The sequence below is a fragment of the Paenibacillus andongensis genome (genome assembly GCF_025369935.1).
Taxonomy (GTDB): Bacteria; Bacillota; Bacilli; order Paenibacillales; family NBRC-103111; genus Paenibacillus_E; species Paenibacillus_E andongensis.
Genome location: NZ_CP104467.1, coordinates 5309703 through 5334331 on the forward strand (window position 1 = coordinate 5309703; position 24629 = coordinate 5334331).

Genomic DNA, 24629 nt, shown 5'->3' on the forward strand with positions numbered 1-24629 from the left:
CATCTTGCAAATAATCAGTAACAAAGAACATTTTATCGGAGGAAGGCGCAAATGCCTTCCTCCCATAGAATGGTTCTAATTACTGAATGCCGGATTGATCATGAGGCACCGTTACGGTTGCCGTTACTACCGTTTTGTTGCCCGCTTTATCGGTAGCCGTGTACGTGATGGTGTAGATGCTTCCTTTTTCCGCACGCACGCTGAAGGTAGTGGCGGCTGTGCCGAAATTGGCCTGAATGTCGCAGCCTCTGCCGCTATCCGGCAGATTGCTCGTGATGGAGGTCAACACCACCGATTCGACCCCTGAACCGTCGTCGCTCGAAAGCAGAGTGGCATTGATCGGCACCATCTTATGATTCGGCGGCCAAATCATCGTCTTATCCAACTGGACAGATAATACCGGGGCTGTTTTGTCCACTTTGAACTCAATCGTTTTGAGTTGTTCCACGTTTCCGGCTTGATCCGTACTGCGGTAACCCAGCTTATAAACTCCATCGCCAAATGCAGGAATGGAACCGGTGTAGACGATCCAAGCACCGTCATTCACTTGATATTCCGTTTTCACCGTACCTCCATATACACTGGCGTATACGGATAAGCTAACCGTAACATCCGTTTTGTACCAGCTGTTCTTGCCGTTAGGTGTAGCAGGACTTAACGTTGCGGTGGTGACAGGAGCAATCTTCCAAATGTTGCTGACAACGGCGCTAGTTACATTCGATACATTGCCTACAGCGTCCGTTCCTCTTGCATATACAGTATCATTGTTTTGGACAACAACCGGAGCCGTATAAGCTGTCCACATGCCGCTATCGCCAACTTTGTACTCCTTCACCGCCGTATCTTCCGGATAGTAAACCGCTACCGTAACACTTTGGTTGGTCGGAGCCTTGGTATCTACCGCCAAGGTTGCGTCGGTTGGCGGGATTCGGTCGATATTGCCGACCGCATAATGGGTGACGTTCGAGACGTTACCCGCAGCATCTTTACTTCTTGCATACACCGTGCTGTTTTCGGAGATCACCACAGGTGCTCCGTACGCGATCCAAACGCCGGTTTCGCCTACCTTGTACTCCTTCACCGCCGCATCGCTCGGATAAGTGACCGTTACGGTCACATCCTGGTTCGTCGGCGTTGTAATGTCAGCGGACAATACGGCGTCCGCAGGCGGCAGCCTGTCGATATTGCTGACGGTATAGTGGGTCACATCCGATACATTCCCCACAAAGTCCTTGCTCTGTGCATAAACGGTAGCATTGTCAGTTACGGAAACAGGAGAAGCATACGCTGTCCATGCTCCGCTATCCCCGACTTTGTATTCCTTGACCGTCACGTTGTTCGGATAGCTGATCGTCAAGGTAACATTGCCGTTGGTCGGATCTGTAACGTCCGCTGTGAAGACGGCATCCGAAGGTGCTGTTTTGTAAATGTTGCTGACCGTGTAGCTTGCTACGTCCGATACATTGCCTGCTGCATCCGCACTTCTTGCATACAGTGTGGTGTTGTCAGAAACCGTTACAGGAACAGTGTACGCTGTCCATACGCCGTTATCGCCAACTTTGTACTCCTGCACCGCTGCGTCAAGCGGATAGAAGATGGACACATGAACATCCTTGTTGGTCGGCACTGTAATATCTGCGTACAAGCCGGCCACAACAGGCGGAGTAGTATCGGCGATGTTTAAGGTAACCGTGTGCGGCTGCTCCGCATTGCCTGCCCAGTCTACGCTCCAATACACGATCGTATGCGTTCCCTCGGTAGTCAACACAACCGAGTTCCCGGTTTGCTGCGCGCCGCCGTCTACTTTGTAGTAGGTTGCCGCAACGCCGGAGCTATCATCATAGACACTGAGGGTTACCGTCGCATTATACTTGACCGATCCCTGCGCCGCATTATCGGTTGTTACCGGAGGCGTCACGTCTGCCGGTTTCACTGCCCCGTGGAATCTCACTTCAGCCATGTTGCCGAACCAGGCATTTGGATTGACAATTTTGATGTAACGGTATGGTACTTTACTGCTGACCGCAAGGGTTTGCCAACTCTGTGTAGATACCGCCGCTTTGGTGAGAGTCGTCCAGGTCGAATTATCGTTGGAGCCTTGGATCACTGCACCATTGATTCTTGTATAATATTGATCTTGTCTTGCAAGCAGCTCTACACTCGTAAGCGTAGCTTGATTGCCAGCCTTAAAGTCAAAGATAATGTAGCTTCCGTTACCAGAGTTGTTGCTTCCAATACGGAAATCCGAACCCGTGCTTGCATTGCTGTCAAATAGATTATTCACCTGTATCAGGGTCGATGCTGCAGTTCTTCCTGAAGTTGAATCTATAAAATTCGCGATGCTGGTGACATTTTTAATCACATCCGACTCATCAACAACGTAAAGAGAAGTGTTGTCTGTTGTTTGAGTAGCCGGATACCCTGCCGTTCCGTCTTGTTTATTGTAATTAATGGTGAATTTCACCGGCCCTGCTGCCACGCCTTGATTCAAGGTTGCTGTAGCCGTCCAGTTGATATTGTCTGTGGAGGTTACAGTTGCATCCTGGCCTTGAATCGCGACTTTTACGTCTTTAATGGGCTCTTTGGCTACAATTGCCAGTTTTACTGTGTTGCCGGGCACGATCCTATTCATGATGCTTTGAGCCGAACTGATCGAAGCCGATTGGATTCTGATCAGATTTTCAACTTTTCCGTGGAATCTCACTTCATTCATATTTCCAAACCAAGCATTTGGATTGACAATTTTGATGTAACGGTACGGTACTTTACTGCTGACCGCAAGGGTTTGCCAATTCTGTGTAGATACCGCCGCATTGGTGAGAGTCGTCCAGGTCGTATTATCGTTGGAGCCTTGGACCACTGCACCATTGATTCTCGCATAATATTGATCTTGTCTTGCAAGCAGCTCTACACTCGTAAGCGTGGCTTGATTGCCTTCCTTGAAGTCAAAGATGATGTAGCTTCCGGAGCCGGAGTTGTTGCTTCCGATACGGATATCGGAACCCGTGCTTGCATTGCTGTCAAACAAATAGTTCACCGCCTGCAAGGTTTGCGCTGCTGTTCTTCCTGAAGTAGAGTCAATTAAATTGGCGATACTAGTCACATTTTTAATTAAATCCGACTCGTCTACAAGGAACAGCGTGGAGTTATCTGTAGTAGTGTGAATCGGGAATCCGACTGCTCCATCCTGCTGGTTGTAAGTAATGGCGAAATTTACTGTGCCTGTTGCAACACCTTGATTCAAGGTCGCAGTGGCCGTCCAATTGATATTGTCCGTAGATGTAACCGTCGCGGCCTGGCCTTGAATCGTGACATTGACGTTATTGATCGCTTCTTTGGATGTGAAGGCCAATTTGACCGTGTTGCCTGGAACAATCCTGTTGACCACGCTCTGAGCCGAACTGATGGAAGCCGACGCGATCTTGCTCAGGGACTTCACAACGCCATGGAATTTTACTTCCGCCATATTGCCGTTCCACGTAGGATTGTAAATTCGGATATAACGGTACCCTGTCGTATCGCTAACGTTCAACATTTGCCAATCCGCGGTAGATGTCGCTCCATTGGTGATAGTCTTCCACGTCGTATTATCGTTGGAGCCCTGAACGACTGAACCGCTTATTCGGGAATATAATGAATCTTGTCTTGCAAGCAGTTCTACATTCGAAAGCGTCACAAAATTGCCTTCCCTGAAGTCAAAGGTCATGTAGCTTCCCGCTGCTCCAGAGAAAATCGTACTTGCATTGTTGTCAAATAGATAATTCGCTTGTGTTAACGTATCTGCCGCGCTGTAACCAACCAAATTGGCGAGGCTGGCCAGATTCGTAAGCAAATCCGAATCATCGGCAACGAACAGCTTGGAACCATCGGTTGTGCCATACAAGGTATCTCCGTTCGTTCCGTCCTGCCTTTGATAATCGACACTAACCTTCACATCGCCGGTTTGATCTTTTCCGGTCAAAATTGCCGTAGCCGTCCAGTTGATATTGTCCGTCGTACTGACTGTGGCATCCTGGCCTTGAATTTTAACCTTTACGTTTTGGATCGCTTCTTTGGCCGTGACGGATACTTTGATTGTATTGCCCAGTGCAGCCCTGCCGTTAAGAGCCTGATCCGAACTTAAGGAAACCGATTGAAGCTTGTTGCCAATTTCGCAACGCGTTCCAAAGATGTCAAAATCTCTCAATTCCAAAATATTAACCACACCATTATGAAGAACATCGGGCAGCGGTTTGATCATTTCCAATTTGATATAACGGTATTTTTCATTTTGGTAAGCTGGATCCACATCAATGGTATGAAAAGCTTGCGTATACTGGGTGACTCCCGGTGTCAGGCGAGTCCAGTTCATTTTATCATTGGATCCATATACCGTGGAGTTGGCGAGACGATCTACGAAAATATTGCTCTTGAACCCAAACTTGGTAGCTGAAACCTTATAATCGGGACCGAAATCCAACAATTGGTACAAATGCGGCGGTGACCCCAGCCCCCACCCTCCGCCGGTTTCCCAGTCTCCGTCGTCCATAACAGAGGCCCATGAACCCCAAGAGGACCAGGCTATAACCTTGGACCAACGCATACCTCCTAAATTGTTTAAAGGTGTGACTACAGCCAGACCTTCGGTTGCAGCCCTTAGCGCTTGCAACTGCTTATCGAAATCTACATTGGACGCCGTGTTGATCTTACTGATTGTGTCGTTATAAACCATTTGGAAATTGTTGAGTGTTGCTTGCACGTAAACCTGGTTTGCATCGTAGGACGCAGTGATTGCTTGTACTGCAGAAGCGCGATCGCTGCTTACGAAAATGTTAACATTTTTGGCTGAAACGGTAGTGCCGTCCGTAGCCGCGAGGACAACGGAATAGTTTCCGGCCTCTGTAGGCTGCCAGGTAAATGCGCCTGTATGGGTATCTAACGGAAGCCCTTTGGAATTATTCTGAAGCTCATACGTAATCACATCCGTGCTGCTTGCATCCGTAGCAGACAAATCCACATTCACGGACGCTCCTACATAGGTATAAATCTTCAAATCCGAGCTTCCTGCTTTGAATACCGGCGGTGTCAGATTCGTACCTGCCGCCGTATCAACGGAGTCAAGATCGACAGTAACACCCGGCGTTCCTTTTACCGTCATAGTGACAAAATCGCCAAAGACTCCGGCCAGCACTACATATTTCCACTGCCCCTTCGTATCCGGAAGGGTAATGGTCGAACCTAGCGCATCCAATGTGCTTACGCCATTGGTACGAATCTTGAATCCAAAGGGTCCCGTACCTGAACCTGCAACGCCTCCAAAACTGAGTACAGCAATTTTACTTCCTTCTTGCGTTGCATTAAATCGGATGAAGCGGGTATCGCCCTCTTGCATAGTAGCCGTATTGTTGTCAAGACTCGCGTAGCGATCCTCGAGATGCAAGGTAGTGCCGCTTGTTTGATCCTGAGGAATAAACTTCGCCGCGTCAGCCTCCGCCTCCGGTGGCAAATAGATCCAGAAATCATTTCCTGCATCCTTATTTTCCCACCCGCCAACAGATGGCACCAGTTTCTTCGTAAAGGCTTCATAATATTTGGGCGCGATCTGGGCTACATCCTGATGTTTGACATACGTATAATAGGAATAAAAATCCCAGAAGTTAGCCGTCCCAAATCTTCCCTTGTAACCAGTTGAGATACTATTATAGGTATCTCTTATATATCCACCCATACCAATGTTATCAGGGTCGCCACCGGTAATGGCGTATGCCTGCGGTGTCCATGGCGTGTCATAACCGAGCATGAATTGCCAGAAATAGTTGGCTGCCCCTAAAATCCGATTATTCAGAAACTTCATGATATCTACTGCATTGTCCGCTGTAGACGGGGTTCCGTCCACTGGATCAATTTTGGTTCCCTGGGCTTGGATTAAACGGGTTATGATGGCTGCATTGGTTAAATCGCCGCCGCCGTGCGCTTGGTCTCTTCCCATCTCCATATGTTGAACGTGGGGTTCTACCGGCGTTCCTTGCCCGACGATCGTTCCCGGTTGTTCCTCCTCCGTTACCCACCGGAACAGCGCCTTAATCGATCCGTTGAAGCCTTGGTCATTCGCTGTACGGTTAACGGTAAACCATTCCACGGCTTCGTTATACCTGGCTCTATTGCCTGTGAAAATATAACCTGCCATGGCTCCCAAAAGCGGATAATTATGCTGGTTCATAAAATGGTTTTGACTATGAAGTAATGTTTCCGTTACCGGAACAATAAGATTGTTGGTAAACTTCGTAGTATCTTGATCTGTCCAAGCCAGTGATGCTGTTTGAGTGCTTGTATACCTTAAAATCTCCGCCGCCATGACCATTCGGTTAAGAGGTATTCCAGCGTGAATATGCGCATCTGTATAGTACGCATATTTCGCAGGATCCATCTGTTCCCAAATGCGGATAATCATCATTGCATTGGCACGGTATACGTCATCACCGGTAATATAATACATTAACGCCTGTGTATATGCCTTTAGGCCATCTGCAATAAACCTTCCTTCAATACCCTGACTGTCAAAATTATCGCTGAGTACTGTCACACCATCTCTGCTGTTGCTTGAACCAATCGTCCTTGAAGCTTCAGGAGCCGGGAGCACCATGGAATTAAAATAGTACGTCCAAGGTTGTGCTCCTGCCCTTATCTTCGATCTAACGTTGTCAAGAAGCTCCTTGGTTTGTCCTACACCGGGATGGATAAACCCGGCATCATCGGTTACTTGAGTGATCTGCGGCAGATAATCTGTAAAGACCGACGTTGTATCTGCCTTAACGGCAACCGGCAAAGCGATTAAAAGCATCTGTGCTATCATTACAATGGCTGTAACAAGGGATGCCACTCTTTTTCCCTTTTGTTTCATCTATAATCATCCTTTCATTTTGTTAGAAAATTAAAGCGTTTTCAATAATCCTCCTTTGTTTGATTAAATAAGATTCACATAGCCGGCATCTATCTAGGATAGGATAAAAACACCTATAGATTTGATTTACCAAAATCTATAGGTGTCCCTAAATCACTTCAAATTACTTCTTTTGAGCGAGGAAGGCGTTAATTTGTTTCGTTAATTCTGCTTTAATTTTATCTACACCTGAAGCCTTCAAATCCGCATTCATCTTCGACAAGTTCTCATTCACGTCGCCGAAGCCGGACAGTAAAAATGGAAGATACTTATCCATAACGGTGTTACATTTGGCAAATTCACTTTTTACAGGCTCTTGATCAAATGTAAATCCGGCCAGTACATTTTTCTTAAATGTATCCGGTTTAAATTGATATTCATAATATTTTTGAACTTGCTCCGGCAATCCGGCAGGGATTCTGTTTAATGTCGGATTCCAGGTCAACTGGTAACCGGGGAAAGCGTAATTTTTCGCCGGATCGACTCCATCCGGAACCTTCCACTGATTCGTTCCTACAGGCTCCCAGTTTGTACCTTTTATACCGTAAGCAAATAAATCATTGTTCTCCTGATTGGAGAAAATCCAATCCAGGAATTCCATGGTTCTGTCAATTTTCTTGGAAGAAGCAGGTATGGCAATGAAGTTCCACGCCTTGCCATCCGTAGATTGAGTGCCTGGTTTCATTTCTTGATTGTTCTTAAAAATAGGCCAGAAACCTAGTTCAGCGTTCGGATTCTTTGCCTTTATTTTGTCTGCAGCTCCCTTGAAACCACCTACTGTTACATATCCGGCAGCTACTAACTCTTCCTTACCTGCTAGTCCACCCGGGTTTGCTAAGGTATCTGCCGGGATAAATTTGTTAAACCGCTTCGCTTGATTAAACTCGTTCATCAGATAATCCAGACCGTATTTGGGATTAAAGTTCGCCCATTCCGATGCCGGATCTCCAAGAGCTGCCACACCTGCAACGGATTTCCCATCATCGGCTATTTGAGCGTAAACGAAATTTTTCTTCGGATTTCCGATGCCGGTAAATGGAAATACTTTCCCCTCCAGCTGTTGTGCATTGATATCGGTAAATAATTTAAAGAAAGCTGTATTTCCGTAGTTACCATATGGTACCATGTCTTTTTCGTTTTCTTTTACTTTTTCAAGGTAGTTATACAAATCGTCATAACTGCTGATATCCTTCATTCCGTACTTCTTTAATAAATCTTTTCTGTAAATTACGCCTTCCATATCCATAAACGTGTTTGTAATCGGAATGGCATAGGTTTTGCCAAAGATTTTATTGTCATTGATATATTCTGGTGAAAATGCTTTCTGAAGTCCGGGATATTGAGGGTTGTTAAAGTATTTACCCAAATCTGCCAATACGCCGTCTTTGGCGAATTTGTTCAATTCCCACGGGATAAAGAGGTCGACATCTTCTCCCGATGTCATCCACAATTGATGCTTGGTACCATAGTCGGCAGGCGGTGTCCATACCACATTCAAGTTCGTATTAAGAGTATCCTTCGTCCGTTTCTCAAACTCTTTAAAGGCGGGATCGACAGCGCGGTAATGCCCGTTTTCCGTCCCGAAGAAACGAATATTAAGCGTAACCGGGTCCTTCTTTTTTGCGGATGCAGTACTTTCTGCCGTATTGCCTTTAGGCGCAGTGCTTTCAGCCGGCTTGCTTGATTCCTTGCTGCATCCAACGATTGAAGCGGCAAGCATTGTTGCAGCAAGCGGCAATACCAAGAACTTTTTGTTCATGTTTTTTCCTCCCCAATGATAAATAATCATATATACTAAACCGCTTTTGCGGGTCTAGCCCTTAACTGCTCCAACTACCAATCCCTTAACAAAGTACTTTTGTATAAATGGATAAACAAAAATAATGGGACCTACAGTGACGACGGCAGTAGCCATTTTGGCTGTATTGGCTGGAACTATATAATTAGCCATAACTAATCCTTGCATTTCATTCATTTGATTCATAAAGTCCACTTCTCTGAGTACCTTCATGATCATATATTGCAAAGAATACAGGTCTTTACTGTCAATATAAAGGGTGGCTGTAAACCATTCGTTCCAGAAACCGAGTCCATAAAACAACCCGATCGTTGCCAATGCAGGTTTTGCTAATGGAAGGATGATTTTAAATAAAATATAGATGTCATTAGCTCCATCTATTTTGGCGGACTCCGCCAGCGAATCCGGGATTTGCTTGAAGAAATTTCTTAACAGAAACATATTAAACGGATTAATCAACACCGGTAGAATATAAACCAAGATATTGTCTCTTAAGCCTAAATATTTGGCGGTTAGAAGATACGAAGGGATCAAACCTCCGTTAAACAGCATCGTAAAATACACGAAAAAAGCAATCTTGTTTCTGTGAGTGAAAGTTTTAACAGAAAGGGCATAAGCCATAGCACTGGTAAGGATCAGGCAAAGGATTGTACCCAGAACCGTGAAAATGATCGTTGTCTTGTAAGCGTTGAATATTGCGTTATCCTGAAATATGACCTTGTAAGCAAATAACGAGAATTCTTTTGGAATAAGAACAAAGCCGGTCTTTTGTACAGCTTTTTCGTCTGATAAGGAGCTTGATATAATAAGGATAAAAGGCACAATGCAAAATATTGAAAATATAGCCATGAAAAGATAAGAAAATAAATCTATTACTTTATTCTCCAGGTTGGTTTTCATTTTTTATCTCCTTCCTTTAAAAAATGGCTGAATCCGAATCATATTTCTTGGCAAAATAATTCGTTATATAGACGATGACAAAACCTACAAGTGATTGATAAAGTCCGATCGCAGTAGTCATGCTGAAGTCATTCATTTGCCTAAGCATTCTGAATACATAAGTGTCAATGACATCGGTAGTGTCATATAAATTGGGGTTATCGCCTACGATGGCATAAATCATCCCTAAATCCCCGTGGAATATACCGCCGATGCCAAATAAGGTCAATAGCACCGCTGTTGATCTAAGCTGCGGCAGAGTGATCTTTGTTATACACTGCATACGGCTGGCTCCATCAATTTTGGCAGCTTCATAGATTTCCTGGTCAATACCTGCTATAGCCGCCAAATATACAACGGAACCGAAGCCTGCCCCTTTCCATATTTTTAAAACAATAAGTATTCCGACCCATAAATTCGTATTTGAATAATAATTGATTTCCTGCCCTTCTTGTATAAAACCAAGCGCTTTTAAAACGGAATTAATAAATCCTACATCCGTAGATAGCAATGCAAAAACAAACATGGAAACCAAGGTCCAAGATATAAAGTTAGGCAGAATGACAACAGATTGTGTCACTTTCTTGAAATACTTGGAGCTGATTTCAGATAAAACAATGGCAATAAGGACAGAAAAAAACAAACCGGTGATAAGAAATAATAGATTTAAATACACCGTGTTCCAGGTTACAATCAGCCAATCCTTTGAAGTGAAGAAATACTCAAAATTTTTCAGACCGACAAATTTACTTTTAAAAAATCCTTTCATAATATTAAAGTCTTGAAAAGCAACAACGATCCCTACCATCGGCAGGTACTTAAAGATGAAAAAATATAAAATACCTGGAAAAACCAATAAGTACAGATAAAAATTTTGTTTGATCTCTGATAGGAAGGTCTTTTTCTTCTTCTTAATTACTACGCTGTCTGCTTTATTATTGCTCAAAGCTACATTCACATTTATCGTCCTCCTTATATATGAGTTGGATTTGAATCCCCCAGAAATCGACTAACACCTTTCCCCTTTTGACTTTAATACCGAGTTTAGGAGTGTTCAAGTTCTCGTTTTGCCAAAATGCCGGTTTGATGGTTTTTGAACCTGTTCAAAATACTACTAAAAAGGTTCCCGATGCTTTTTGAACTCAGGCGGTTTCTGGCGAAGGTATTCTGTTGCCGCTCCTTGGCAAGAAAAAAACCGCTCATTTCCCGACAGGGAAACTGAGCGGCAACAGTATTCGCTTGCTTTAGATTTTTCGCCTTCTTGGCCCGGTTTCCTGTCCGTCACCCACTTTTTGAACTCACATTATTTTGCATACTAATTCTATAATTCTCCGGAGTACTGCCAAAATGTTTTTTAAATAATGTAAAGAAGTGTTTACTATTCTCTGGATACCCAACCAATTCAGCAATCCTTCTGACAGGATAATCCGTTTCAATTAGAAGTCTCTGTGCTTCTGTCATCCTGTATTGTGTAATATAATCTGACAATGATATACCCGTTATCTCTTTGAAAATAGACCTGACATAATTACGAGACAGTTCTACATAATCTGCAACGGTATCCGTTGATAAATTGGCACCGTCATAATGCTTTCCAACATAATCTTTCATTTTATTTACAATCATTGTTTTGACATTTTCTTTAGAATCATTCCCTTTTGCCTCTACAACTTCGGAACAGAGTGAATAGAGATACTGTTGTATTTCCTCCAAGGTTTCGCAAGTTTGTATCTTGGAAACCAGCACCTTTATGCTGTATTCTCCATTCTCAATACTAGTCTTGGTTATACTGCTTAGTGTCTTTGTAAGTAGCACTGCCAGCTGCAACAGGGTTATTTGTATGATATCGGCACTAAATAATGCAAGCATTTCAAAAAACTCTTGAAGGCTTGTGTCTATTTTTCTCAAATTGAGTTCCTTTATGGCTTCGATCAATCTCTTCTCAATTTCATACGGATATTCATGAAGATCATTATTATTTCGTTCAGCTATATCACCATATTTTATTACTGCTTCTCTACCGAATATAATTCGGTAATTCGAAGCTGACAGCGCATTCTGGAAGGATTCACTAATAGATTTAACTCCTTCTACAAGATCACCAATTCCCGCAGATACAGAAATCTTCAAATATTTGTTTACTTTATCTTGTATTTCCTTTGTAGTATCGATTAATTTACTCATAATCTCGTCATTTCCATTGTTCACATTTAAAATAATGCTTACATAATCATGTCCGTTATCAATTCCCTCTACCTTACATTGTTTTTCACGAAAGAGTTCAATTGCTATGTTAAGAATAGCAAATCTAACTAATCTTACATCTTTCGACCATGAACCTGAAAGAACTTTTTCAAAAGAATCCATTTTAAGTACAAGGGTCAAGAAGAATGGATGGTCAAAACTTACCCCGTATTCCATCAAATAATCTTTGTCGTAGATTTTTTCGTCAATATTCCCCTCAACTAATTTCTCCAATAATGTCTTCTTCTTCGTATTCAATAATCTACTTGAATCCAGTCTGTATTTATCAACATCGTCAGCCAGCTCATTGAAAGTATGTTTCAAATAATCGTATACATCAAGAACTGAATTTTTTTTCTGATTCCTAACTCTTAGTTGTATATCATGAAGCAATTTTCTAAAGGGATTATATATACTTGATGTAAAAAAGGCTGCTATAATGATCCCCGCAAATATAAAAACAATGGTTAAAATCAATAATGTATTTTGCATAGAATATGCTGACGATAAAAGCTTGCTATATTCACCAATGCCTATAAATATCAAGCCTAAATGCGTTGCTTTCACATAGCTGACAAGGGATTCCTTATCGTTAATCTTCGTTATAAAACTTCCTTTTTCATCATTAGATTCCAGTATTTGTTTTGTATAGCTTTCATTGGCAAGATTTTTATTGATCATAGAAGTGTCATCATGAGATAATACATTACCGTTTTTGTACATAATCAATACCTGATTAAGATCTCCGGTTCTTCCACTGGTAACCATCTGCTGTAGTATTCTTTGATTAAGATTAATGACCAATGATGATTCAATTTCACCATTATTTGTAGTGTTTGTAAGAACCAAGGTCAAGAAATTTTCGCTTACATTTTTATTATCTAATACATAATCCACTTGTCTTGTAAAATATGCATCTGAAACGATTTTTTTCGGACTTCTCAGTATATGGATTATATCTTGATCCAAAAAATCAGTTGTAGTCTGAATCCCTTCCCCATGCTCAGAAATACTGAAAATTACTCTGTCAGCCTTTGAATTATAAATATAAATGGAGCGAATAAGCGGACTTGACGTCACATATTGCTTGAGTTTTTTTAATACATCCTGATCGGCGAATAAATCTGATTTATTAACATACAAACCATAATTAAGATCACTATCCAAACTATTGACAAATAACTGATAAAAATTATAGTAAACATTTATGAGCATCAGATCCGCAATATAATAAGATTGAGATATAAAATTTTTAGAGGTATTACTTACTTGCTCTATACTTTTTTTGCTGTAAGCACGAAATAATACGAAGGAAAAAACGGATAATAGAACGATAACAATAACTATATAGGATGATAAGATTTTTATTAATAAAGAATTTCTTCTATAGTGGGATTTTAGCCTGCCCCCTACACGATCTACTTTCATTTTGCAGCCCCCCAATTCGTCCAAGGTCCAACCGCTTAGATCACTGGTGAAGTTACATTCAGGATTCTTTACGAAACTGAATGCCTTGGGCGTGTTCGTTGATGTCAAAATGTCCTTGCTCCGCATCCAGAATCCACTCGCCGTTTATCCGCAGATTCGTGAAAGTAACTCCCTCCACGGCCCGTTCCTGGTTAAACCCGTATATGCGGTTTTTGTTTTCATTTTTCCCATTATAGGTCACATTCCGGAAATGAATGTTCTCAATACGCTTACCGGCGACAGGGTTATATTTCTCGTTCCACACCACACGGATGTCCACCAGCTGGCCCAGTTCAAAATCCTCCACACGGATGTTGTCATAGGTGACGTTCCGCACCGTGTTATTATCACCGACATTAATATTCATGGCCCCCCAATAACCGGGCTGGGGCTCATGATGCTCCAAAATATCGATATTGCTGAACTCGATATCCTCGATCAAGTCGCCTCCCCGACGGTAGTCCCCATGTCCGCCGATATTCATCGCATGAGCTACGTCAGCCCAAAGGACGGAGTCTTTGACACTTACGCAGCGTGAATCCCCTTTATAATCCCAACGGCTTCCGTATACGGCAATACAATCGTCGGACGTCCGCAGGAACACATCCTCGATCTCAATATGCGAGCTGGCCATCATGTCGATGCCGTCGCACCATCCCCGCATGCTGAAGGATTTGAAGTTGCGGATCCGGATATGCTCGGACTTGCCGATATAAATGCTGTAATGCGGCGGGTCCAGCAGTACGATTCCTTCCACCGTAATATGGTGCGAATAAATAATACGGACGCCCCGGAAAGCGGAAAACCGGTGGAAGTCGGACAAATACAGTATCCCTCTTCCACGGATCGTGACATCCTGCACATGATCACAAACCAGAGACCCGACAACAATGGCGCCACCGGCGATGTAGACCGTTTTTCCGGACGGAATGCGGAAGATCGTCTCCTCCAGATAATGCATCCCCGGCCCGAAATAGATCACTTCCGGCGCCGCTCCCCCGGGCTCCTTCGGGCTGCCCGCCAGCCGATGAATATCCGCCATCCGATGGATGGCAGGCTTCAGGAACAGCACGTTCGAGGCGTCCGGTTCCGGCGGATTCTCCTCCGGAGCATTCGCGAAAAGATGAAGATTGCCAAACCGGTCCCCGTTCACTTCTATGGACAGCTTACAAGGTTCATTCAAACGGAAGGTAACAGCCTCTCCTTCCACCTCGAATGGAATTTGCTTCGAGAGTGGCCGGATAACGGCTTGATGAACAGGTCCCTTCCGGCACTCGACCCGTACCTCCACCGTTCCTTCCATGTCAAAATAGGCCATGGAGGCCTGTCTGACATTGTGCATGTCCACCTTCGCTTCATATACGAAGAGTGGCTGCCAGCTCTCCCCTGGAATGCGGACGCTAACCTCAAAATCATCCCGGCCTACCGCCCCTACGGGTGCCTCCCAAATCTTTAAAAAGCTCATCAATTTTTTCCTCACTTTAACAAGATACTTTCTTCTCAATGCTTTCAGTATGCAGAAAATAGCGCTTGCAGAGTACTTTAATATTTAACGAACACTGTGATTGAACTCTTTCAAACACTGCAATCGTGCATGATTCCTATGATTTTAGAAATGAGAAGGACGTCCTCCGAATGAAGAATCGTATATGTCAAAAATGAAAAGAGGAAGGCATAATGCCTTCCCCTCTTAACTGATCCTTTTGCTCATTTCCGGACTAATCGTGCGTTTCAAGTGACGGCTACAGGATTATTTACCGCCTTTATCAAGATACGCTTGGACTTGCTTGACCAGCTCTGCCCGAATCTTATCCAATCCCAGCGCACGAAGTTCCTTGTTCATCTTCGTGGCCGTATCCCTCCAGTTCGGATCAGAACCTGTTACGAAGAGAGGCTTGTATTCCTCAAGCTTGAGAGATACTTTGGCAATTTCAGTCTTTACAGGCGTTGCGTCGAATACAAATTTGGCCAGAGAAAGCGTAAAATACGCGTTATTCGTTTTTACAAACTGGAGTACCTTTTTCGCATACGGATCCGTATCAGCATTCATGCGTTCATACATCGAGTTCATCGACAATTCATACCACGGGAAGCTGTATTTTTTAGCTTGATCGTTCGAACGCGAATAGCCATGATCTCCGACCTTGGTCCAGTGCTCGCCTTCGATTCCCCAAGTGAACAGATCGTTATTTTCCTGGCTGCTGAAAATCCAATCCAAAACTTTCATCGTACGGTCAACATTTTTGGACGTAACCGGAACGACAGCGTGGTTGTATGGGATATAGTTGGTTCCGAGAGCTTGGGGTTGAAGATTGGCGACTTTGGTGTTATAGACGAAGTACTCGATATCTGCGCCTGGAATAGCTTGTTGGATCGTTTTCTTAACGTCAGCCATCGCTCTTACATTCCATTCGCTTGCTGCGGCTTTGCCGGAATTGAACAGTGCTCCGGGGTTCTTCTGAGCCAAAACATCTATCTCAAGGTATTTGTTCCATTGAACATACTTATCCAGGTATTGGTACAGGTAATCCGGTTTATTATACGGATCCGGGAGGTTTGCATAATCCGATGCCCGGTCACCCAATGTTACAGCACCTAATACCTTTTTGCCGTCATCGGAGAGAACCACGCTGAAATTCACACCTGTGCCGGAGATGAAGTACGGGTTGGTACGAATGTTTTTTTGTACCTCTTCATTAGCAAACATTTCACCATTGGCAAAGCCGCGAGTATTTCGTACAGCCAGAGGAACCAGCTCCGGGTTCTGCTCCTTCACCTTATCCATGAACACCTGGAACTCTTCCATGGTCTTGATCGGTTGCAAGCCATATTTCTCGCGCAAGTCCTTACGGTAATAAATGGCGCCCGGAATCTTCCATGCCTCCGTCATTGGAATGCTATAAAGATGGCCATTCACTTTATTGGCTTCAATGAGTTCCGGAGGAAACGCTTTCGTAAGTCCCGGGTATGCATCATTGTTGAAATACTTTTCTAGCGGTTGATAGTACCCCCGTGCAATATTCTGATACAAGGTTCCGGCGCCAAGATAGTCGAACGACAAGTCCACTTCATCGCCAGCGGCCATCTTCAGTCCAAGCATCTGCGTTAGTTCGCTGCTGGGAAACTCGATATCGAGCTTGGTATTTAGTGTATCCTTGGTGCGCTTCTCGAACTCGGCCAGCACCTTATCCATCTCTGGCGGCTTGGATTGCTGGAACAGTAATTTCAATGTTACAGGTGACGGTGGCGTAGACGGTGCACTTGAAGCTGTGGAAGCGGCGTCGCTCGGAGCAGTTGAAGCTCCGGCATCTCCATTACTTTCGGAGCAAGCTGCAACGGATAGCACCATTGTTGCAAACGCCATCCATAAGGTTGCGTTCTTGATCGACTTTCTTTTCAACTTGCGATTTCCTCCTTTCCATTAATTCAATCGATGCTCCATTCGGTAATGCTGCGGCGACTTGCCAACGTACTTCTTGAACGAGACATAAAAGTAGTTGGAATTTGCTATGCCGACCATCTCGCTGATCCTAGCCGCAGGATAATCAGTTTGGGTCAGCAGTTCTTTGGCTTTCTCAAAACGGTAATTGCTGAGATATTGACTAATGGTCTCACCGCATAGATCGTTGAAAATTTTGCGGACATGGTTTTTGGTCATTCCGGTTTGCTTCACCAGGTCGTCAATGGTTAGATCCGGGTTGCTGTATTCCATGTGGATGTACGCCTTCACCTTATCAACAACCTTGACACCTCGTAACGAAAAATCATGATCCCGGAAATCCATGATCTTTTCGCATATTCTAATGTATTCGTCCTTGATATAGGCTAATGTATCCCATTGGCGCAAGGATTCCGATAATGAGGACATATCCATGTGCAGCAGCTCATCATCATCTGTAATCACCTTCGCAACACGTTCTGACATGATTACCATTTGGGACAGGTACTGCATGATCTCTTCATAATGATACTTCGATATCGTCTCGAAAAACTCATTTACAAGCGCACGATGCTTCGGTTTGTTTCCCGTCTTCATCTGATCCGTAATCATCTTTTCCAATTGGTAGGGGTATTCATCCGCTGGCATCCGCTGTGACATCTCCGGCACATAAGGGATCACCGTTCCTGTCCCGTGAATAATTCTGTATTGTGCCGCCTGACATGCCTCGTGCCAAGAATAAGTCATTTGCTCGAGACGCTGTACAACAGTACCAAAGGATATGGTTACGGATAAAGGGAGATATCCCCTTATATTTCCCAGCACTTCATGGAAAGCTTTAAGATAAGCATCGGCATTGTTTGGTTGGTCTTTAGCCATGTTCATTAGAACAGCGATCGTATCTTCATTATATTCGAATAGCTCCGCAGTACAGTAGGGAACCAAAGTTTCGTCAACCATATTCATAATCGCATACTTGAACAATGCTTGGTCTTTCAATTGAAATCTGTTGCTTAGTGAATAATAATCATCAATCCGAATCGCAGCGGCCAGATAAGGTCCACCTGCCAAATCGATTCCAAGACTATGAAGCCGCTTTAGATTGTTGGGATCTTCTTTAAATTGTCCAAGTACAATCTCCTTTAGCAATTCCCTCTTGCTGGCATCTCTGTGCCTTGACATACTGCTCTGCAAATCCTGCACCCGTTCTTCTTGATGGGAAATCCATGATTCGATCATTTCATATTCGTTCGCATGCGGTGGATGCAACGGTTTGGTCGAACTCCCCCCTATTTTCCTTGCCAAATTCCGAACGGGAATGTAGATCGACCGAATGGAGAGAATAGCACTTACAATTGCGATAATGATAAATAGACCGGTAATACTGAGGATGAACCACTGAACCATGATTACGGTACCCAAAATGCTGTTTTCCTCCACCATACTGATTGCGATCCATCCTAGTTGATCGGATTTCAAATATGCGACCAAATAGTTATCCCCTTTGATCGAAACACTGATTTGTCCCCTTGTATGTTCGGAATGCAAGATCTCATCGATATAACGTTCATCCGCAATACGTTTCATGAGAAATTGTGGGTCCGAATGGGAAAGCACCATTCCGTGCTGATTGATAATCATCGATTGCCGTGATATTCCCTGCCCTGCCTTGCTAATAAGCTCTTGAAGCGTTTGTTGATTCAAGTTAACAACCAGCGCCCCATCTGAAGTTCCATCCTGTTTAAACTGTGTATAAACGATCGATAACAAATTCATGTCTACTGGCGTGTTATCATAAGAAAACCGCTCCCTTCTTGGAATAAAAACTCCCCTGCTGAAGAATTTCTGTCCTTGTTTTAACAGTTCGGTCATCTCGTTGTCGTAGAAGGAATCTACCGTGTTTCGGGTGCTTTCGGAGGAAAAGACGATGTCATGATTCATGTTATAGATATAAACCGATTCTATTAAGGGATTGGCTGCTTTTAAATCCACGAGCTTATCCCGGATCCGCTTGGATTGCATGCCGGTAAATTCATCCCCGTACATCGCATTAAATATCTCCGTATCATTCGTATAAAGCTGCCCGAAGTAGTAATAGGTAGACCTCAGAAGCACGTCAGCCGTGTGGTAAGCTTGCTCCGTCATTGTATCAACTGATGCTTTAGCTTCCTTGGTTAAGCCTCTGGAGACGGTATTCGTCATGAAAAACGAAACTACACTAACCAAAATCAATACGAGCATAGAATGAAAAAACACCGTTTTCACCAATACCGAATTTTTCAACGGAATACCTCTGATCCTTATCATTGTCAGCCCCTCATTGTTGTCTATTTTCTGTACGATTTGTTGGATTTTCCTTTGCATCTTATGATAAATCATACAAGACCCATTTCATAGAAGATTTAATAGTATTGTAATTGTAGCAAAAATATAAGCTCATTGAAAAGAAATCGGACGTAAAACTTGACAGAAATATGCCGTAAATACGCAGGGAGAGGAGGCATATGGAATTCCGTTCCGCGGCCGTTATCCTTCCCTCAACTTCACTAATTTGTTTTGGAGTTGATCTAACTTTTGACTAATCTTCAATACCGCAGGATAATGAAGCCCTAATTCCGCACCCAATATCTCCATTTCGGATCTTAAACCCTCGTACCTCTGAAACAGGATATTTTTCATGAGCAAATCGTCTATTTCATTGTCTGCATTCTCCATTACTATCCTCCTTCTGATATGTTAAAAAAGACCGTTCAGTAATGAAACGGTCAAGAGTTAATCAAATTTAAAAATAAATTTTCCCCGCAGCAACAGCAAGCTGCGGGGTATCTTATAGTCACCCACTTTGCTCACTCAGATATACACTGTTAACCAACGTCGACCTTTTCATGTAATTTTTCATAATCATGATCCGTTCCTTGTTTTTTCACATAGTTTCGGATTGTCGCATCGCTTCCGAACATACTCACCGAACTGATGATGTATATATCCGACCAGAATTGCTCACCCCGTAACTTCTTCTTAACTTCGGGATGTCTAGCGAATATCTCTCTAGCCGTGAGACTCCTTATCGTTTGTATGACCATCATTGGAGTATCCCTCGACATCGACTGTACCAGAAATGTACGTTTTATTCTCGATTCCAATCTCCAGAAACTCGATTTCATATCGTTTAGACATATCCAAACAAAGTGATACATATTTACCGACTTATTGGGTGATTTATGAATATACTCACTCAAATCACAGCTTCTCCTTCTACGCTCTTTTATGTGCTAATATACAGCAATACTTAATTATGATACGCAGCAAGCTGCGGGGAATTAGCCCCTTAGAGATTAAAGGTTTGCAATAGTCCCCTTCCATGATTCACCACCAAAAGAGACTACCGCATTAATAATTGTCAGCAATATACATTACTCTGTCCTATAGATATCCCTATTACTGCTTGACCAGCGACCAATGCTCGTTGCCGCCTCCGCTCCACGACCATTGTATTACGGTCGCGGCATCAGCCGTTGAAGCCCCGCTCACGTCAAGCACTTTCCCGCTGTGACGGACTATGATCTTGCAGGTCGTTCCCGATACTATTGTGTTGTGTATTCAAACGCGTCAACACCGATATACGTGTTGGATGATGCTGCATTCTTGGTACCCTTTGCAACGATCTTTATGGTATGTTGTGCATTTGTAAGTCCCGTTTTTGTATAGATAACAGCCTGCTTGGTTGTGACCGGCGCATACAAATCAATGTCGGCAGCATCAAGCACATTGTCGATATATACATCAAGCTTGCCATAGTTCGGCTGGGTCTGACCGATGTATTTGATTGAGGTTCCTGTGAATGTAAATTGCGCATAGCTGTTCACAGTGTTTGTACTGCTTTCGGAACCATTGTAGTCATTTACATCGTTCCAATTGCCCCATGCCGGGTTGTAGGTCACCGCAGCATTCTTGTCATCAACCTTTACGGTTGTGACGGTACTCGTATAAACCTCAAACTCGTAAATCCTTGAATGCTGATCGGTGTTTTGCGTCGGAGTGGTGATGTAAAGCCTTACATAACGCGCAGTAAATTTGGACACCGTTCTATCGGTTACGCTTGCGGTGTTCCCAGTTACAGTATCAACATCAAACCACGTCGACCCGTCCATGCTTCCTTGCAGCTTGAAGTCCTTGGTGTTCAAAGTAGCACTTTCGCCGCCGGCTCCCGCATGCTTGACCACCCACCTGTTCAAGTCGACAGGCTGGCCGATGTCGACCTGCAGCCACTGCGCGCCGTAGTCCACATTTGTGCACCACTTGCCGTTAGCTGTTGTTCCGTCAACCGCTAATGCCGGATCCTGGTCAATCACGCCCCGACCTGCGGTAAAGAATGCATTTGCAGCCGCAGTCTTGTTCAATACTGCGTTAGTTCCGCTCGGTATAGGTAGCTGTTTAACTTCACCCAGTTGAAGATAATCAATATTGAAATTTCCGCTATCGCCGGAATCAATCTTGTAATCTATGGAATGGAATCCAGCAGTGAGATTAACAAAATCTTCCCTTAAAGCATAAGCATTCGAATTTGTGGTACCGTTCAAACTGATCTGTTTGAGCTTGGTCCCATCCACGTACAAACTTGCAGTGACAGTGCCGGCGCCTGCCGAATAGATCAAAGATAATTTCTCATAAGTGGTCGCAGGAACGGTTGTATTGAATGAAACCATATTTCCCTGCTGTGCAGGTACTTTAAGGTAAGCTCCTCCCGAGAAACCGCTGCCGACATGATCCTTCGTTACGTTTCCACCACGCGCTGCATCGTATTCCGCCTCAAGCCGTTTTGCATAAGGTGAAACTACAATGTAGTCAAGGTTTATATTTCCTGTGTCTCCGGAATCATATTTGTACTCGACCATGTTCAGTCCTGACTTGAGATATACGATTTCGTTTTCGTCCGCCCAGGTATTCCAGTTCGCTGTTTTGTTGAAGGCAACCTGTTTGGTCTTCACGCCGTTAATATACAGGCTCATGGTTTTGTTTGCGTCACCAGCGCCATACCTTGTTTTCAAAGTATAGTTCCCATCATTGGTTACATTAAATGCAAACCTGATACCTGCGCCCGGTGTTTGCGTCCATCCGACAAAGCCTGTACCGGAATAATTGCCGCTTCCATTCGTTACCGCGGATTGTCCTATAAGCGTAGCTTCATCCTCGGCTTCATACTTCTGATCAAGCGGTATAACAATCAGATTATCTAAGTTGATATTACCGCTATCACCCGTATCATATTTAATAGCGATTGTATTGCTGCCTGAATTCAAGCTTAAATCCACCGGCCTGTCCGCCCATGTATCCCAATTTGCCGTATTTGGGAATGTAAGCACGCCAAGCTTATTGCCATTAACATATAAGCTGTTTCTCTTGTCTCCCGAAGCGGCGCCGTATCGGATTACAGCCCTGTAATTGCCTGCTTGCGGAACGTTTACCGTAAAGGTTGTTGTAGCCCCTTGCGAACCATAACCGCCAACATGAGCTGCTCCTGTACGGCCCGTACGGTCTGTAGCAATGGCAGCGCCGCCGGACAATGCGGCATTTTCCGCTTCATACTTCACAACCTGAGTTGGATAGGTTGTCGCATCAAGTCCCCAGAATCCGGTTAAGTCCTTTAACTGCTGAATTCCAGTCATAATGGTATAAGGAACCCACGGCACATTGTCAACATGCCCCTTGCCCCTGTTCCACCAGGTCCTTTCCCTGTCCACCGAAGACCACATAACCTCCAGTGTGAACCCGATCCCGGTATCCCTTTGCGTATCTCCCAAAGCGCCAATCCTATCATTCATATTGACATATTCCAGTGAGTTATACAGTACATCGTTGGCAAAATCCTTGTAGTGCGAGTCCCCTGTAGCTTGGTAAAGCTTGGTGAATTCCGGCACCCAGTTTATCATATATTGATCTATCGAAGCTGAACCGGCATTTACAAAGCTTAAACCGTAAGGCTTCGCTATCTGATCAGTTTCATATTGATTGGTACTGAAAGGCGTCATCTGAAAATTTTCCCTGATCTGCCATGTTTCAAGGTAGTCTGCTGTAGTCTTGGCTCGATCCAGCCACTTGCTGTCGGAAGTCGCTCTATACAGCGCCATAAAGGATTCCAAGGCTTTGCCGGCCATTTCCCTGTCAAAGCACACACCGCTTGGCCCATAATCGACAACGCCGTTATTGAACCTCAGCGTATTCCATCCGCCGTTCCATTGAGCATCGCCTATAGCTATGGCTTGATTCAGGTATTTGACATCATGTGTATAATTGTATACCTCCATCAGAAGAGGAATTCCAAACCTGTCGTTATAGTATGTTCCGGTCGGGCTGATCCAAAGCGAATCAACCTTGGATATTACGTAATTATACCAACTTGTATTTGTAACGCCGTTTTTATTCTTATCCACAATATATGCTTTCAATATATTCTGAAGAGCTTCTGCATAGGATCTGTCAGGCATATAGCCGGCGCCCACTTTGTTGCTTGATATCTGGTAATTTATGACTGCCCTGGCATGGTCCAGGTATTCTGAATGACCATAATAGTTGCCGGCCCAGAGCATGATGGACGCCAGATCTGCCGCTCTGCCAATAAAACCACTGTCTTCTGTCGCAATGGTGGAATTAGCCATATACTTGGCAGCCGAACCAACGTAGCCGAAACCCCTGTCAATGTACGCAACAAGCTCCTCAAAGACAGACTGTACATCACTCCGGTAATTATCCGTAACATTGCCGTAGGCGTCACGCCATCTGGTTTTGATGGATGTGCTGAAGTCAGCATAGGATTTTAAGCTAAGCCGGATATCGGAATTCTTGATTGAATTGGCCGTCATGGGTGAAAACCGCCATATAACCTGGTTGTCACCGAAGGCTCCCTGCCAGTCTCTGGTATAACCTGGGAATGTCTGGAACATTTCCGTGTAGTTGCTTGTACCGGAAGTTACCTTCCTCAAGCCCAAGCCCGCCACATTAATCCTGTCATCGATAAGGATTTTCGAATTTACGTTCATATCTCCATCGACCGTCTCCATCTTCCCGTTCGTGGCATCTGCTACACTTAATGAAAGGCCGGTAGATGCGTCATAGTTTGAAATCAAGGGAACGGACAGAGCATCAACTGCCAGAGAAGATTCAAAGCCTTTAAATGCAGCCCTTGAGCGATCAGTAAAATTATCGCTGTCATTCCCGTACCACATGGACGGAGCAAACCATTTATAGTCTGCAGGCTGTTTGGCATCCGAGCTCCTGACCACCAGGGTAGTCATAAATCCTTTATCATTCTGGTTCGCTGAGGCAACTGTCGACCTCCTGCTAATATTTATCTTTCCGCCGACATACGTATATCTGTCTTCGACATTAATAGTGCTTCCATTCGAGGTAGTGAATGAAGCTGTGCCTACGTACTCACTCCCATTTACTGCGAGTGTGCTATAAGCTTTATACTGAAAATCACTTACAGCATTATTGGCGTCTACGGTTCTTATTCCTACAGGCCCGTTTGGAGATGACCATACAACAGAAGCGCCGTTGTAAATCTCCAGTTTATATCCGTTTAACCCGGTGTCCTGAACCAGCTTGTACGTAAAATTCTCATCTGTTCCAATGGTATAATCCGCTGCATAGACAACCGCCGGTGAAAGCGCAAACACCTGCAGCAGTAATGCTGTTATTATAGCGTACGCAATTAGTTTGTACTTTTTGAACATGATTCTTCCTCCCTTGTAATTTAATGGCCTCTCGTTTTAATCTCTGTGGGTCTACTTCCCCGCAGCTTGCTGCGGGGAAGTTCATGGAAT

General features: G+C 44.0%; 11 protein-coding genes and 1 pseudogene. All 12 read right to left on the reverse strand.

The window, feature by feature from the left end:
* Positions 1-79 precede the first annotated feature (79 nt).
* Complete coding sequence (locus tag NYR53_RS23925) at positions 80-6880, reverse strand: OmpL47-type beta-barrel domain-containing protein (protein ID WP_261301646.1); 6801 nt, start codon at positions 6878-6880, stop codon at positions 80-82.
* Positions 6881-7043: 163 nt separating this feature from the next.
* Positions 7044-8678 carry an ABC transporter substrate-binding protein gene (locus NYR53_RS23930; RefSeq protein WP_261301647.1) on the reverse strand — a complete coding sequence of 545 codons (1635 nt, stop codon included), beginning with the start codon at positions 8676-8678 and terminating at the stop codon, positions 7044-7046.
* Positions 8679-8732: 54 nt separating this feature from the next.
* Positions 8733-9617 (reverse strand): carbohydrate ABC transporter permease, encoded by an 885-nt coding sequence (locus NYR53_RS23935; RefSeq protein WP_261301648.1) that lies wholly within the window; start codon positions 9615-9617, stop codon positions 8733-8735.
* 16 nt (positions 9618-9633) lie between these two features.
* Positions 9634-10614, reverse strand: a complete 981-nt coding sequence (locus NYR53_RS23940) for an ABC transporter permease (protein ID WP_261301649.1) — start codon at positions 10612-10614, stop codon at positions 9634-9636.
* Positions 10615-10937: 323 nt separating this feature from the next.
* On the reverse strand, positions 10938-13328 hold the full coding sequence (locus tag NYR53_RS23945; protein ID WP_261301650.1) for a helix-turn-helix domain-containing protein: 2391 nt from the start codon (positions 13326-13328) through the stop codon (positions 10938-10940).
* Positions 13329-13386: 58 nt separating this feature from the next.
* On the reverse strand, positions 13387-14832 hold the full coding sequence (locus tag NYR53_RS23950) for a glycosyl hydrolase family 28 protein (protein ID WP_261301651.1): 1446 nt from the start codon (positions 14830-14832) through the stop codon (positions 13387-13389).
* 285 nt (positions 14833-15117) lie between these two features.
* Positions 15118-16767 carry an ABC transporter substrate-binding protein gene (locus NYR53_RS23955; protein WP_261301652.1) on the reverse strand — a complete coding sequence of 550 codons (1650 nt, stop codon included), beginning with the start codon at positions 16765-16767 and terminating at the stop codon, positions 15118-15120.
* Positions 16768-16788: 21 nt separating this feature from the next.
* Positions 16789-19113 (reverse strand): helix-turn-helix domain-containing protein, encoded by a 2325-nt coding sequence (locus NYR53_RS23960; protein ID WP_261301653.1) that lies wholly within the window; start codon positions 19111-19113, stop codon positions 16789-16791.
* Positions 19114-19332: 219 nt separating this feature from the next.
* A complete protein-coding gene (locus NYR53_RS23965; protein WP_261301654.1) occupies positions 19333-19521 on the reverse strand; it encodes an aspartyl-phosphate phosphatase Spo0E family protein in 189 nt (62 codons plus the stop codon).
* Positions 19522-19670: 149 nt separating this feature from the next.
* A pseudogene (locus NYR53_RS23970) lies at positions 19671-20045 on the reverse strand (transposase).
* 199 nt (positions 20046-20244) lie between these two features.
* Positions 20245-20406: an RICIN domain-containing protein gene (locus tag NYR53_RS23975; protein ID WP_367618678.1), complete on the reverse strand. Its 162-nt coding sequence runs from the start codon at positions 20404-20406 to the stop codon at positions 20245-20247.
* Entirely contained in the window at positions 20391-24539 is a 4149-nt protein-coding gene (locus NYR53_RS23980; RefSeq protein WP_261301656.1) for a CBM35 domain-containing protein, read from the reverse strand. Before NYR53_RS23980 ends, NYR53_RS23975 begins: the two co-directional genes overlap by 16 nt.
* Between the last annotated feature and the right edge of the window lie 90 nt (positions 24540-24629).